17 protein-coding genes are annotated in these 12,886 nt (G+C 34.1%); 7 read left to right on the forward strand and 10 right to left on the reverse strand.

Going from position 1 to position 12,886, the window contains the following annotated elements:
* Positions 1-39: 39 nt before the first annotated feature.
* Genes accC through efp form a run of 3 tightly spaced genes read right to left on the reverse strand, consistent with a single transcriptional unit; the run spans position 40 to position 2,416 of the window.
* On the reverse strand, positions 40-1,389 hold the full coding sequence (accC, locus tag DESTER_RS00275) for an acetyl-CoA carboxylase biotin carboxylase subunit (protein ID WP_013637674.1): 1,350 nt from the start codon (positions 1,387-1,389) through the stop codon (positions 40-42).
* A 10-nt stretch (positions 1,390-1,399) separates the two neighbouring features.
* Positions 1,400-1,834, reverse strand: coding sequence for an acetyl-CoA carboxylase biotin carboxyl carrier protein (gene accB, locus DESTER_RS00280; protein ID WP_013637675.1), 435 nt, complete (start codon positions 1,832-1,834; stop codon positions 1,400-1,402).
* Positions 1,835-1,843: 9 nt separating this feature from the next.
* Positions 1,844-2,416, reverse strand: coding sequence for an elongation factor P (efp, locus tag DESTER_RS00285; protein ID WP_013637676.1), 573 nt, complete (start codon positions 2,414-2,416; stop codon positions 1,844-1,846).
* Between the two features lie 79 nt (positions 2,417-2,495).
* On the opposite strand from efp, the gene DESTER_RS00290 reads away from it, so the two are divergent.
* From DESTER_RS00290 to DESTER_RS00320, 7 genes are all read left to right on the forward strand, one after another.
* Entirely contained in the window at positions 2,496-3,422 is a 927-nt protein-coding gene (locus DESTER_RS00290; protein ID WP_013637677.1) for a fibronectin type III domain-containing protein, read from the forward strand.
* Positions 3,391-3,858 (forward strand): 5-(carboxyamino)imidazole ribonucleotide mutase, encoded by a 468-nt coding sequence (gene purE / locus DESTER_RS00295; protein WP_013637678.1) that lies wholly within the window; start codon positions 3,391-3,393, stop codon positions 3,856-3,858. The genes DESTER_RS00290 and purE overlap by 32 nt, the downstream gene beginning before the upstream one ends.
* Position 3,859: 1 nt before the next feature.
* Positions 3,860-4,759: a damage-control phosphatase ARMT1 family protein gene (locus DESTER_RS00300; RefSeq protein ID WP_013637679.1), complete on the forward strand. Its 900-nt coding sequence runs from the start codon at positions 3,860-3,862 to the stop codon at positions 4,757-4,759.
* Positions 4,743-5,354 (forward strand): L-threonylcarbamoyladenylate synthase, encoded by a 612-nt coding sequence (locus tag DESTER_RS00305; RefSeq protein ID WP_013637680.1) that lies wholly within the window; start codon positions 4,743-4,745, stop codon positions 5,352-5,354. The genes DESTER_RS00300 and DESTER_RS00305 overlap by 17 nt, the downstream gene beginning before the upstream one ends.
* On the forward strand, positions 5,338-6,273 hold the full coding sequence (fmt, locus tag DESTER_RS00310) for a methionyl-tRNA formyltransferase (RefSeq protein WP_013637681.1): 936 nt from the start codon (positions 5,338-5,340) through the stop codon (positions 6,271-6,273). The genes DESTER_RS00305 and fmt overlap by 17 nt, the downstream gene beginning before the upstream one ends.
* Positions 6,274-6,362: 89 nt before the next feature.
* Complete coding sequence (locus DESTER_RS00315) at positions 6,363-6,791, forward strand: Fur family transcriptional regulator (RefSeq protein ID WP_013637682.1); 429 nt, start codon at positions 6,363-6,365, stop codon at positions 6,789-6,791.
* Complete coding sequence (locus tag DESTER_RS00320) at positions 6,778-7,971, forward strand: HD domain-containing protein (protein ID WP_013637683.1); 1,194 nt, start codon at positions 6,778-6,780, stop codon at positions 7,969-7,971. Before DESTER_RS00315 ends, DESTER_RS00320 begins: the two co-directional genes overlap by 14 nt.
* Here DESTER_RS00320 and DESTER_RS00325 read toward each other — a convergent pair.
* The 7 genes from DESTER_RS00325 to DESTER_RS00355 form a co-directional block, all read right to left on the reverse strand.
* Positions 7,968-8,384, reverse strand: coding sequence for an NIL domain-containing protein (locus DESTER_RS00325; protein WP_013637684.1), 417 nt, complete (start codon positions 8,382-8,384; stop codon positions 7,968-7,970). The genes DESTER_RS00320 and DESTER_RS00325 overlap by 4 nt on opposite strands.
* A gap of 9 nt (positions 8,385-8,393) precedes the next feature.
* The gene (locus tag DESTER_RS00330) at positions 8,394-8,843 is read right to left on the reverse strand and encodes a hypothetical protein (RefSeq protein ID WP_013637685.1); all 450 of its coding nucleotides are present in this window, start codon (positions 8,841-8,843) and stop codon (positions 8,394-8,396) included.
* A 23-nt stretch (positions 8,844-8,866) separates the two neighbouring features.
* Positions 8,867-9,769, reverse strand: a complete 903-nt coding sequence (nadA, locus tag DESTER_RS00335) for a quinolinate synthase NadA (protein WP_013637686.1) — start codon at positions 9,767-9,769, stop codon at positions 8,867-8,869.
* Positions 9,770-9,773: 4 nt separating this feature from the next.
* A complete protein-coding gene (gene guaA / locus DESTER_RS00340; RefSeq protein ID WP_013637687.1) occupies positions 9,774-11,327 on the reverse strand; it encodes a glutamine-hydrolyzing GMP synthase in 1,554 nt (517 codons plus the stop codon).
* A gap of 147 nt (positions 11,328-11,474) precedes the next feature.
* A complete protein-coding gene (locus DESTER_RS00345; protein ID WP_013637689.1) occupies positions 11,475-12,167 on the reverse strand; it encodes a hypothetical protein in 693 nt (230 codons plus the stop codon).
* Positions 12,157-12,507 (reverse strand): hypothetical protein, encoded by a 351-nt coding sequence (locus DESTER_RS00350; protein WP_013637690.1) that lies wholly within the window; start codon positions 12,505-12,507, stop codon positions 12,157-12,159. The genes DESTER_RS00345 and DESTER_RS00350 overlap by 11 nt, the downstream gene beginning before the upstream one ends.
* Positions 12,504-12,878, reverse strand: coding sequence for a hypothetical protein (locus DESTER_RS00355; protein WP_013637691.1), 375 nt, complete (start codon positions 12,876-12,878; stop codon positions 12,504-12,506). Before DESTER_RS00355 ends, DESTER_RS00350 begins: the two co-directional genes overlap by 4 nt.
* Positions 12,879-12,886: the final 8 nt, after the last annotated feature.

Raw genomic sequence — 12,886 nt, forward strand, 5'->3', positions numbered from 1 at the left:
ATAATTAAAGCTTAAAACAAAATCATAAAAAAGTAAAGATTATCTTTTAAGCTTAGGTAGAATTTTATTTTCAAGAATTTTTGTGTCAAGAGCTCCCTTTATAAAGTTTTCATCTTTTAAAAGTTTCAAGTGAAATGGAATTGTCGTTTTAAGATTCCCTTCAATTACAAATTCTGAAAGAGCTCTTTCTCCTCGTTTTATTGCTTCCTCTCTTGTTTCTCCCCAAACAATTAATTTTGCTAAAAGAGAATCGTAGTACTGCGGCACTTTGTAACCTTCATATATGTGAGTATCAACTCTTACACCAAATCCACCAGGAATTAAAAGCTTTTCAATTTTTCCAGGAGTAGGACGAAAGTCTTTTTCATAATCTTCACAAGTTATTCTGAATTCTATTGCATGTCCCTTTAGTTTAACGTCAGAAATATTTAGTTTTTCTCCAGCAGCAGCCATAATTTGTTTTGCTATTAAGTCTTTTTCGGTTACAAATTCTGTAACAGGATGTTCAACCTGAATACGAGTATTCATTTCAATAAAGTAAAAGTTTTTATCCTTATCAACTAAAAATTCTACTGTTCCAGCTCCTTCGTAATTAATAAATTCAGCAATTTTTTTAGCAGCATCCGAGAGTTTATTTCTTAGATCTTCATCTACAAAAGGAGATGGTGCTTCCTCAAGAACTTTTTGATGTCTTCTTTGAAGAGAACATTCTCTTTCTCCGAAAGTTACAACGTTTCCAAATTGGTCTGCAACTACCTGGATTTCTATATGGCGAGGATTTTTTATGTACTTTTCTATGTAAACTTCTCCGCTTCCAAAAGCAGCTTCAGCTTCAGCCATTGCTGTAACTATTAAAGTTTTTGCTTCTTTGGAAGAAGTAATAAGTCTCATTCCTCTACCACCACCACCATGGGCAGCTTTAACTAGAACTGGATAACCAATTTCCTCACAGACTTTTAAAGCTTCTTGAACGTTCTTTATAATTCCACTACCTGGAACAACAGGAACACCGGCCTTTATTGCAACTTCTCTTGCTTTTGCCTTGTCTCCCATTAAAACCATAGTTTCTGGCGAAGGGCCTATGAATTTCATGCCACAGGCTGTACAAATTTCTGCAAAACCAGGATTTTCGGAAAGGAATCCATAGCCAGGATGGATGGCATCTGCACCTGTTATCTCTGCTGCAGAGATGATAGAAGGAATGTTTAGATAACTTTCCTGGGGACGGGGACCTCCTATACAAACTGCTTCATCTGCAAGAAAAACATGAAGGGAATCTCTGTCCGCAGTAGAATAAATAGCTACTGTTTTTATTCCAAGCTCTCTACAGGTACGAATTATTCTTACAGCAATTTCTCCTCTATTTGCTATGAGAACTTTTTTGAACATACAGCCCACCTTATGCTTTTTCTATGTAAAAAAGAGGCTGGCCATACTCAACAGGCTGGCCGTTTTCTACTAAGATTTTTTTAACTACTCCTGAAACTTCTGCTTCTATTTCATTCATTACCTTAAGAGCTTCGATAATGCAGAGAGTTTGTCCCTTTTCAACAAAATCTCCCTCTTTTACAAAAGGCTCCGCTCCGGGAGCAGGAGCTCTATAAAAAGTTCCTACCATTGGGGACTCTACAACGTAGTAGTCTTCAGTATTTTTTGTAATTTCTTCTTTTTCTTCTTTCTTTATCTCCTTAGGAACTACTTCCTGTAATGGAATTTCTTTAACTACACCTCGAGCAAACTTAGCTCGTAATTTTATTCCTTCAACTTCAATTTCTACTTCTTCAATAGAAGTATTTTCCAAAGCTTTTAAAAGTTCTCTTACCTTATCAAGCAAAATACCCTCCTACTTAATATTAACCCTTTCTATGTATTCACCAGTTTCTGGATTTACCTTTACATAATCACCAGGATTAATAAACATTGGCACTTGAATAACAGCACCTGTTTCAAGTGTTGCAGGTTTTGTAACGTTTGAAACAGTATCCCCTTTAAATCCAGGTTCTGTATCGGTAACTTGTAAAACTATGCTCTTTGGTAGTTTAACAGAAATCGCTTCTCCTTTATAAAATTGAACCATTACAGTAGTATTTTCTTTGAGAAATTTTGCTTTCTCACCTAAAGCAGTTTCTGAAACGCCAACTTGCTCGTAGGTTTTTGTGTCCATGAAGTAGTAAGATTCTCCATCATTGTAAATGTATTCCATTTCTCTTTCTTCAAAGTCTGCCAACTCAAGCTTTTCGCCGACTTTATAAGTCTTCTCAACAACGTTTCCGGTTTTCAAGTTTTTAAGCTTTATCCTTGCAAATGCCTGTCCCTTTCCAGGTTTTACGTGCTGATAATCTACTATTTCGTATGGGTAACCTTCAATTTCAAGTTTCATTCCCTTTGCTATTTGATTTACATCGATAGAAGCCAACTTCAACCTCCAAAATGAAGTTTTGAAAATTATAACAGTTTATTTTAATACTGTGCTAAAATTTCAAGCGGAGGGTGACTTGAGGAAGTTATTACTTTTATGTTTCGTGCCTTTTGTTTTTTCTTTTACGATGTGTGGAAACAGAGGTGACCCTTTACCTCCATTGAGTTATTCTCCAGAATCTCCAGAAATTTCAAAAATAGAAGAGGTTTATAAAAACTTTTTAGTGAGGTGGAAACCAATAGAAAAATTTTCAGATGGAAGGAAACTGGCCAATTCTAAGGATGTATATTATATAGTTTCAATCAACTTTGGAAAGGAAAAAGTAAAAGTAAAAGATGCTTTTTTTCTTGATAACAAAACAATTTCTGTAGGTGAAAGAAGGTGTTACACCATTACTGCTGTTTATAGGGGAAAGTATTTTAGCCAGCCTTCAGAATCTGTTTGTGTAAAGGCTGAAAAACCAATAGAAAAAATACCAAAAATTTTAAGTTATAAAGCTGGTGATGGTTTTGTTGAATTTAGATTTAAACCAGTAAATGGCTATAAAATTGAAGTTTTTAAAAATGCCGATACTTTTTCTCCTTATCAAATTCTTTCTCCTAAAGTTAATACATTTATTGATAAAAAAGTGGTTAATGGTAAAGAATATTTCTATAAGTTTAGATTTTCAAAAGGAAACGTAAAAGGAAGATTTTCAAAAGTTTATAAGCTTAAACCTGAAGATAGAATGCCTCCTAAACCTCCAAAAAATGCTTTTCTTATAAGAAAAGGTAAGGGATGTGTAATCTTGTGGGATCCTTCTCCTTCTAAAGATGTAGTTAAATATATAATTTTTCGAGGAAATGAAGTTGTAGGTTCTACTAATGGCGGTATATACCTTTTCCTTCCAAATTGTTCAAATAATTACTATGTAAAAGCAATTGATAAAGCTGGAAATAGTTCAAAACCAAAAGAGGTAAAGGAGGTTCACAATGAAGAAGGTAGCAGTAATAATGGGAAGTAAGTCTGACCTTCCAGTTATGGAAAGCTGTACAAAAACTCTTGATGAATTTGGAGTTCCTTATGATGTAAAAGTTCTCTCAGCTCACAGAACAATTGATGAAGTAATTACTTTTTGTGAAAAAGCAGAAGAAGAATATGACGTTATTATTGCTGCAGCGGGATATGCTGCTCACCTTGGAGGAGTAATTGCTGCAAAAACAACTCTTCCTGTTATTGGAGTACCGCTTGATGCTTCTCCTCTCAAAGGTATAGACTCTCTTCTTTCCATAGTCCAAATGCCTGGAGGTATTCCTGTAGCAACGGTTACAATAGGAAAAGCTGGAGCTAAAAATGCTGCTGTTTTAGCTGTTGAAATAATGGCAATTAAGTATCCTGAGTTAAAAGAAAAGCTTAAAAACTATAGAGAAGAGATGAGGAGAAAAATTTTAGAGGGTTAAGATGAAAGTTTATCCTGAATGTATTCCTTGTTTTATGAAACAAATTCTTAATGTTTCAAGAATTGCAGATATTCCTGACTCTGCTATAATGGAAGTTTTGAAAGAATCTGCTAAGTTTATAGCAAAAGATCTTAAGATTAATAAATCTCCAGGTCATAATGCTACTTTTTTACATAGGATTTTTAAAGAAAAAACAAAAATACAGGATCCATATAAATCTTTGAAGGATAAATACACAGAAATTGCCTTAAGATTAGAACCTTATCTTGAAGAAGAATTCTACAGAAAGTCTGATGACCAACTTTCTATGGCTATAAGACTTGCTGCCTTAGGAAACGTCATAGACTTTGGAATTCCTCGAGAGTTTGATTTATTAGAGGAAATAAAGAACTTATTGCACATTCCTTTTGCCTACTTTGATGTAGCTATCTTAGAAAGATTTTTTGTTTCTGGAAAGCCTGTCCTTTACGTTGCAGATAATGCTGGAGAAATAGTTTTTGATAAGTTTCTCCTTAGAGAGCTCAAAAATAGAGGTCTCAAAGTTATCTTTGCTGTTAGGGGTGGTCCAATTCTCAATGATGCTACTGTAGAAGATGCTCTTAAATCAGGGATAGCAGAAGTTGTTGACGAACTTATAACAACAGGAAAAGACTTTATAGGAATTGATTTTGATTTTGTTTCTGAGGAATTTAAAAACTATTGGGATAGAGCCTTTTTTGTTATTTCTAAAGGACAGGCAAATTTTGAAACCCTTGATGGAATAAACTCCAAGGATATTTTCTTTATACTTAAAGCAAAGTGTAAACCCGTTGCAAAGGAACTTAATTGTAATGTTAATGACCTTATTTTCTTGTACAATAAACATCTTTTAGAGATAGCAGAAAGTGCAGGTACTAAGTAAAGAAGACATAGAAAAAATTTCTCAGATTTTAAGAGCTGGGGAGCTTATTTGCTCCCCAACAGATACTCTTTTTGGAATACTTGGAAATGCTCTTGATAAAGAGGTTGTAAAAAAACTTTATTCTGTAAAAAAAAGAGATGTAAACAAACCATTAATTGTTCTTTTTAGTTCTATTGAGCAGTTAGTAAACTTTGGAGTGCTTGTTCCTTTGAAATACTTAAACGGTTTAAAAAAACTCTATCCTGCTCCAGTTACAGTTATTCTTCCTCTTTCAAAAGAGAGTCCGTTTAGAAAAGTTTTCCAAAGGGATAATCTTGCTGTTAGAATACCTAAGGATGATTTTTTGCAGAAACTCATAAAAAAGACATTTCCTCTTTTTGCTCCAAGTGCAAATCCTCAGGGAGAATTGCCTGCAAAAAACTGTAAAGAGTGTAAAAACTACTTTGATGGAGTGATTAATTTCTGTATAGAAGGAAAAGTTTCAGAAGCTCCATCCACAATAGTTGACCTTACTGGTGAAACACCTGTACTTATAAGGAAAGGAATAGTTAAGTTTGAGAAAGTTTTGGAGGTTTTAAGTGACAAAACAACTTAAAGTTGTTTTTATGGGAACACCGGATTTTGCAGTTCCTTCACTAAAAAAACTATTTGAAGCAGGTTTTGAAATTCCTCTTGTTATTACTCAGCCAGATAGACCTGCAGGCAGAGGAAAAAGAATAAAGCCTCCTCCTGTAAAGGTTTTGGCCGAAAAATTTAATATACCAGTTTATCAACCTGAGAAAGTAAAGGGAAATGAAGAACTTTTAAATAAACTAAAGGAAATCTCTCCAGACCTTATAGTTGTTGCTGCGTATGGAAAAATTCTTCCAAATGAAATTTTAGATCTTCCAAAATTTGGTTGTATAAATGTTCATGCTTCGCTCCTTCCAGAGTATAGAGGAGCATCACCCATTCAATCTGCACTTTTGGATGGAAAAGAGAAAACAGGAGTTACTATTATGCTCATTTCTCCTGAGCTTGATGCAGGCGATATAATTTCTCAAAAGGAAGTTCTTATAGATAGAAAAGATAACGCTCAAACTCTCCATGATAAACTTGCAAATTTGGGAGCAGAACTCCTTGTAGAAACTATTCCTTATTATGTGTCCGGTAAACTAAAACCAATTCCGCAAGAAAATTCAAAAGCTACCTACTGTAAGCCAATAACAAAGGAAATGGGAAAGATTGATTGGACTCTTCCTGCGGAGAAGATATTTAACATGATTAGAGCATTTACCCCTTGGCCATCTGCTTATACAACTTTTAGAGGAAAAAGGATAAAGCTTTTAGAAGCTGAACCTATTGAAGGAAGTGGAAATCCCGGAGAAGTTATTAAAGCGGATAAGGAACTTGTCATCTCTACAGGAGAAGGAGCGTTGAAAGTGAAAAAACTAAGGCCTGAGGGTAAGAAAGAAATATCTGGAGAAGAGTTTATCAGAGGTTATAGAATAAAAGTTGGTGAAAAATTTTTTTAATTTACATATAGTAGTAGATGAAAAAAATTAAGAAGAAACATATATTTACAGGTGAACCTTTTAATTTGCGGGGTAAATAAGTGAAACTCATGGAGAAATTAGAAAGATTTAAGAGGATAACGAGAGAGAGAGGACTTAGAGTAACTCCTCAAAGAGTTGCTGTTTATAAAGAGATTCTTTCTAGGAAGGATCATCCATCAGCGGAAGAAATTTATGAAGCTTTAAAAGATAAAGTTGAGGGTATATCCTTAACAACGGTTTATAGAACTCTTTCAAATCTTGAAGAGGTAGGTCTTGTTGTAAGAATTCCAACTTTAAAGGACAAAGTTCATTACGATGCAAGAGTTGAGCCTCACAGTCATTTTATCTGCTTAAAGTGTGGCAGAATTTACGATGTGGAAGTTTCTCCGGAAGTAAGTTTTGAAAACTTAAAAAAAGAAGGATTTGAGGTTTCAAATTCTGCTTTTATATGTTACGGTATCTGTAAAAACTGTAAGGTAAAAAATGAAGAAGTATAAGCTCCTTATGGATCCTGTTTATAATGAATTTGTAATGGTGGAGAGAGGGGGAATTCTTGCAAAAATTCTTGATAGTCTTTACATACAAAGATTAAGACACGTAAGGCAATTAGGTCCTTGCTATTATGTGTATCCTGGTGCTGAGCATACCCGTTTTCAGCATTCTATTGGAGTTATGTGGCTTGCAAAGAAAGCTTTAGATTACTTAAGCTTGAAAGATTATCAAATAGACGAATTTCTTAAAACTTCTATTCTTGTTGCTGCACTTACCCATGATACTGGTCATTCTCCTTTTTCTCATGCTCTTGAAGGAGTAATTCTTCCGTATAAACATGAAGATTTAACACTTTATGCTTTAGATATGCTTTTAGAGGAATTGAATCTTGAAAAAGAGCTTATCAATACGGTGAAGGCAATAATCAAAAAGGAGCATTCTCTACCTTTTGTCTATCAGCTTATATCCAGTCAGCTTGATTGTGATAGATTGGATTATCTAACAAGAGATGCTTTCTATACAGGAGTTTCTTTTGGAAAGATTGATGTTAATAGAATTCTTGTTTCTGTGCTTATTGAAGATGGAGAGCTCATATGGAGTTTCAAAGGATTTAACGCGCTTGAAGCTTATGTAATGTCCCGTTATCAAATGTACTGGGCTGTTTACTTTCATAAGGTTAATCTTTCAGTTCAGGTTCTATTAAAGAAAATAGTTGAAAGAATAAAGGAGTTGATTTTTAATGGTGTTTCTTTAGATATGGATTTAACTCTTTCAAAAGTCCTTAAAGAAGAAAATATTGAAAAGTTTTTTAGATTGACAGATGGAAATGTTGTTTCATCTATATATTTGCTCATGGATTCAAATGACAATATTCTTTCTGATCTTTGTAAAAGATTAGTTAAAAGAAATTTTTTTGAAACAGTGGAGGTTACTCCTTCTAAAGTTCTTGAATATCGAGAAAGGGTAGAAAGAGCTGGTTTTGATCCAAAATACTATTTTGAAGTTATCGAACCTTCTAAGGTTGCTTACTCTTATTATTCTCCTTCTGGAGTGGATATAATAAGGGTTAAAGTTGAAGATAGAATTGACGAGTTATCAAATGTAGCTCCAACAGATGCGCTTAAAGCTCTTTCAAGAAAAGTTTCTAAAACTTATGTTGTCCTTCCGAAAGAAGTACTAAGTTAAAATTCTGTTGAATAAATTATCCTAAGAGGACACGCAGGAATACAGTGGCCGCAACCGACACACTTATCTTTATCAAACTTAACTTTAAAAGTTTCTTGATCTAAGTAAAAGGCATTTGTAGGACAAGGAGCTATACATGCTCCACAGTGAACACATTTTTCATCTTCTCGAAAGATATCAAGTTCTAAGGGTTTTATCTTTATCTTTAGGCTTTTTAAAAACTTTACTGCTTCTCCTATTCTTTTTCTTTCACCGCGGAGCTCTATTACTGCAGAGCCCTCCATTTTAGGAAGAATTTCTGCTCTTAGTATGTTAACAATTAAATCGTAATCTTTTACAAGCTTATATATAACCGGTTTATCCCAGGTCTCTTTTGGAAAGTGAAGAACAAGCCTTGTAGAAGTCTCTTTCATTTATCTACCTCATCCTTTTATTACTTGAACTGGAATCTTCTTTCTAACAAAGACTTTTATAAAATTTTGAAACTTTCCAGTTAAACCTGCTTCTCTTGAAATTAAGGAAAACAATAAGTCTTCGTCACCTTTAACTCTAAAGTAAAAACTATAAGTGTAAATAAGCCAAGTTTTTCTAAATCCTGCTGCAGCTCCTTCAACTTTTTTCCAATCAATTTTCCTTACAACGTTGCCTCTAAAGTCCAAAACCTTTATCTCTTTTGGAGTAATTACTAACTGGAAATTTTTGAAGATAGGTCTTGATTGATAAATAACCAATCCTGCAAAGATAAGTGAAAGGCTAATAAATATCCAGCGCCAAATGCCGTCCATAAAGAGAGCTCCTATAAGGAGCAAAAAGTCTACTATTAAGGGAAAAAGGGCAACTCCCGATTCTTGCTTTACTCTAAATTCTTTCATTTTCTTCTCGCTCCGTAAAGTTATTAACTCATCTCTATCATTTTCTCTATTGCTACTTTTGCTTTTTTAGCTGTATCTTTTGGAACTTCAACCTCAAACTGTTCTCTTTCTAAGGCGTTAAGGAGTCTATCAACTGTTATCATCTTCATCTGATCACAGGAAAATTCACTATAAGCTAAAATGAACTCAATATCAGGTCTTTGTTTTTTAAGCTGATGAATTATTCCTTCTTCTGTACCAACTATCACTTTATTAGCCTTAGTTTCTTTAACGAAATTTATAATCTGAGAAGTACTACCAACAAAGTCAGCTAAATCTCTTACTTCTTTTTTACACTCTGGATGAGCTACAAAAACAGCATTAGGATATTCTTTTTTCTTCTTTTCAACTTCTTCTACAGTTAACTTCTGATGAACCGGACAGTAACCACTCCAAACTTTTATTTCTTTATTTTTAACTTTTTCTGCAACATAACTTCCTAAATTTTTGTCAGGAACAAAGAGAATTTTTTCTGCATTTAAGTTTTCCACAATTTTTACAGCATTGGCAGAAGTACAGCAAACGTCTGATACTGCCTTTACATCGGCAGAGCTATTTACATAAGTAACAACTGCATAGTCAGGATTTTCTCTTCTAAATTCTTCTATTTCTTCAGCAATTGCCATATCTGCCATGAGGCAACCTGCTTTGTAGTATGGGATTAAAACTTTCCTGTCTGGGTTTAAGATCTTTGCAGTTTCTCCCATAAAGTAGACACCACAGAAAACAATAATATCACTTTCTACGCTTTTTGCCTTTCTTGCAAGTTCTAATGAATCTCCGACAAAGTCTGCAATATCCTGAATTGCTCCATCAACATAGTAATGAGCAAGGATTACAGCGTTTTTTTCTCTTTTTAACTCTTTTATCCTTTCAATTTTATCCATCTTCTTACTCCCACTCGATTGTTCCTGGTGGCTTTGAGGTAATGTCATAAACTACTCTGTTTACTCCTTCGACTTCATTGATTATCCTGTTTGAAATCCTTTCAAGAAGCTCGTAAGGTAACTTAACCCAGTCAGCAGTCATTCCATCGACGCTTTCAACTGCTCTTATAGCAATTACGTAATCGTAAGTTCTAACGTCTCCCATGACTCCAACAGTCTGTACAGGTAAAAAGACTGCAAAAGACTGCCAAATCTTGTCGTAAAGTCCTGCTTTCTTTATTTCTTCAAGAACTATTGCATCTGCTTCGCGCAAGATTTTTATGTATTCAGGTTTTACTTCTCCAACTATTCTAATAGCAAGGCCAGGTCCAGGGAAAGGCTGTCTTTTAATTATTTCCTCAGGAAGACCTAATTCCTTTCCAAGTTCTCTTACTTCATCTTTGAAAAGTTCTCTCAAAGGTTCTATAAGCTTAAAGTTTAGTCTTTCAGGTAGCCCACCAACGTTGTGGTGAGACTTAATTGTTGCAGATGGACCTTTAACTGAAACACTTTCTATAACGTCAGGATAAAGTGTTCCTTGTGCTAAGAAGTGAGCGTTTGGAATTTCCTTGGCAGCTTTTTCGAAAACTTCTATGAAGGTATGTCCAATAATTTTTCTTTTCTTCTCAGGATCTGTTACTCCTTTTAATCTTTCTAAAAAGAGAGAAGATGCATCAACTGTTCTAAAGTTTTTCATCTGAAATTTTTCTCTGAAAGTCTTCTCTACAGATTCTCTTTCACCTTTTCTTAAAAGTCCTGTATCAACAAAGATAGGGTAAAGCTGATCTCCTATTGCTTTGTGAAGAAGTGCTGCAACAACAGAAGAATCAACTCCTCCAGAAAGAGCACAGATAACGTTTTTGTCTCCTACGATTTCTCTTATCTTTTTAATTTCGTATTCTATAAAGTTTTCCATAGTCCAACTTGGTTCACAACCGCAAATCTTGACTGCAAAGTTTTCTAAGACCTTGTCTCCATATTGAGAGTGCTTAACTTCGGGATGAAATTGAACACCAAAGATCCTTTTTTCCTTGTTTCTTATAGCGGCATAAGGAGCGTTTTCCGTTTTGGCTATAGGTTCAAACGTTGGTGGAATTCTTAGAACTCTATCTCCGTGGCTCATCCAAACTACAAACTTTTCGGGGAGCTCGGCAAATAGATCGGAACTATCTAAAATTTCAAGTTCTGCTCTTCCGTATTCGTGTCTTTCAGCTCTTACAACCTCTCCGTCAAAAAGGTAAGTAATAAGCTGCATACCGTAGCATATTCCTAAGACAGGAACACCGAGCTCAAAAATTTCCTTGCTAATCTTTGGAGAATCTGGAGCATAAACGCTTGCAGGTCCTCCAGAAAGTATTATTCCCTTTGGTTTGAATTCTTTTATTTTTTCAATAGAAATGTTAAAAGGATGAATTTCACAGTAGATATGTTTTTCTCTTAGTCTCCTTGCAATAAGCTGAGTGTACTGAGAACCAAAATCAAGTATAAGTATTTTGCTTTCGTGTATATCCTTTACCATCTCTCTATCTCCTAAAGTTTCTTTACTACAAAGTAGAGAAAAATAAGCGAACTAACAAGTCCTAATGAGAAAATAATAATCAATTCTATTAACTTTGCATCCATATTTACGCTCTTTGGAAATTGATTTAAAGATGGTGGAATTTTATCAGAAAGAAGCTTTTATTTTTTCAAGGAGCTCCTTTCTACCTATAACTTTTATGTTTTTAAATTTATAAAACTTGAATACTTTTTTTACGTAGCAAGTAGTTAACTCTCCATCCAATCCACTACAGCAGACAATGACTTTTCTTTTACTTTTACAAACTTCAGGTAATTCATTCATAAAAAAAAGCTTTGCTCCTTTCTTACTTTTCTTTGAAAGAGGATCTCTCCACTGCCGTCCCATGTTTGATTTACATTCGTGAACTTCAAGATATTCCTTAGAGGAAAAGGCTACATCTATTTCTTTGTCAGAAAGCTTTTTGTACTTTTTAAACATTTTACATTGATTTATTCTCTTGTTCTTAGCTTTAAACGTAAAAGGTCCTAAGATTGAAACAAGAAGTTCAAGGAAATTTCCTCTTTGTTTATCGGTTTTTTCTACAAAAAAGTTTTTGAGAAGTCTAAATAACTCTTCTGACTGTGAAAAGCTTAAAAGACCAAGTTCGTGAACTTCTCTTACTGTTAAAAAAACTCTTTCTGCCTTTATCCTTTCAGGATCAATGGGACGAAAGCTATTAACAAGGTTAGCTATAAAAAAGAAAAGCTCAGGATTTTTTTTCAAAAATTTAAGAAGTTCATCTATCTCTTTAGTCTTTAACTTCTTTGCACTTTTCCCTTTTCTACAACTACAGCTCATATTCTATTTCCTTTACAGTTATTCCAGCTTTTATTAAGTAAAGAGGAAGAAAAGCTAAAAGCTCTTCTATTTTTCTTTTCATTACCTTTTTTGCAATTACCTTGTTAGCAGTTTTTTTATCTAAAGATAAGTTTGTAACGTTAACGAACCTAATATTTGCAATTTGTTCATTGCCAGAGGTAAGAGAACCAAATATTTCTACTGTTACTTTACATGTTGTTTTTTCTTTCTTAACATCTGTAGCTACCTTAACGTTTAAGTTGCATTCTACTGTTTTTCCCGCAATTCCTGGATCTATGAAAACTTCTTGAAGTACCCAGTAACTTGATTTTTCCTTCATTCTCTTTCTCCTAATACTCTTACCACTTCACAAAGGAAATCTACTGAAGAGGTAGCCCAAACTCGGAGCTCTATCTCTTTTTCTCTTCCGGCATCTTCTGCCCATCTAAGTCTTTGAAAAACTCTATGGAAGGAATTGTAAATTACCTTTCTTGCTTCCAGCGAAGAACAGTCAAGTTCTTTAAATTTTTTTTCTAAAAACTCTAACCTTTCTTTTCCTTCCTTTTTAAATATTTCCTTAATTGCTCTATTTGTAACCTTATTTGGAGGAAGCTGATTAATTACTTTAAAAAGTTTTCCTTTAAAAAGGTCAAAAGCCTCTGAAGGCTTCAAATTATAAATTGATGGCAAATCTGTTTTAGCAATCTTCACGCTAATCC

Source organism: Desulfurobacterium thermolithotrophum DSM 11699, assembly GCF_000191045.1.
GTDB lineage: Bacteria > Aquificota > Aquificia > Desulfurobacteriales > Desulfurobacteriaceae > Desulfurobacterium > Desulfurobacterium thermolithotrophum.

Bases quoted from the DNA above. Each gene is read 5' to 3' on its own strand.
- DESTER_RS00315 (WP_013637682.1), top strand. From the start codon at position 6,363: ATGGAGAAATTAGAAAGATTTAAGAGGATAACGAGAGAGAGAGGACTT.
- DESTER_RS00300 (WP_013637679.1), top strand. From the start codon at position 3,860: ATGAAAGTTTATCCTGAATGTATTCCTTGTTTTATGAAACAAATTCTT.
- DESTER_RS00325 (WP_013637684.1), bottom strand. From the start codon at position 8,384: ATGAAAGAGACTTCTACAAGGCTTGTTCTTCACTTTCCAAAAGAGACC.
- DESTER_RS00345 (WP_013637689.1), bottom strand. From the start codon at position 12,167: ATGAGCTGTAGTTGTAGAAAAGGGAAAAGTGCAAAGAAGTTAAAGACT.
- nadA (WP_013637686.1), bottom strand. From the start codon at position 9,769: ATGGATAAAATTGAAAGGATAAAAGAGTTAAAAAGAGAAAAAAACGCT.
- DESTER_RS00330 (WP_013637685.1), bottom strand. From the start codon at position 8,843: ATGAAAGAATTTAGAGTAAAGCAAGAATCGGGAGTTGCCCTTTTTCCC.
- accC (WP_013637674.1), bottom strand. From the start codon at position 1,389: ATGTTCAAAAAAGTTCTCATAGCAAATAGAGGAGAAATTGCTGTAAGA.
- DESTER_RS00320 (WP_013637683.1), top strand. From the start codon at position 6,778: ATGAAGAAGTATAAGCTCCTTATGGATCCTGTTTATAATGAATTTGTA.
- purE (WP_013637678.1), top strand. From the start codon at position 3,391: ATGAAGAAGGTAGCAGTAATAATGGGAAGTAAGTCTGACCTTCCAGTT.
- DESTER_RS00350 (WP_013637690.1), bottom strand. From the start codon at position 12,507: ATGAAGGAAAAATCAAGTTACTGGGTACTTCAAGAAGTTTTCATAGAT.
- guaA (WP_013637687.1), bottom strand. From the start codon at position 11,327: ATGGTAAAGGATATACACGAAAGCAAAATACTTATACTTGATTTTGGT.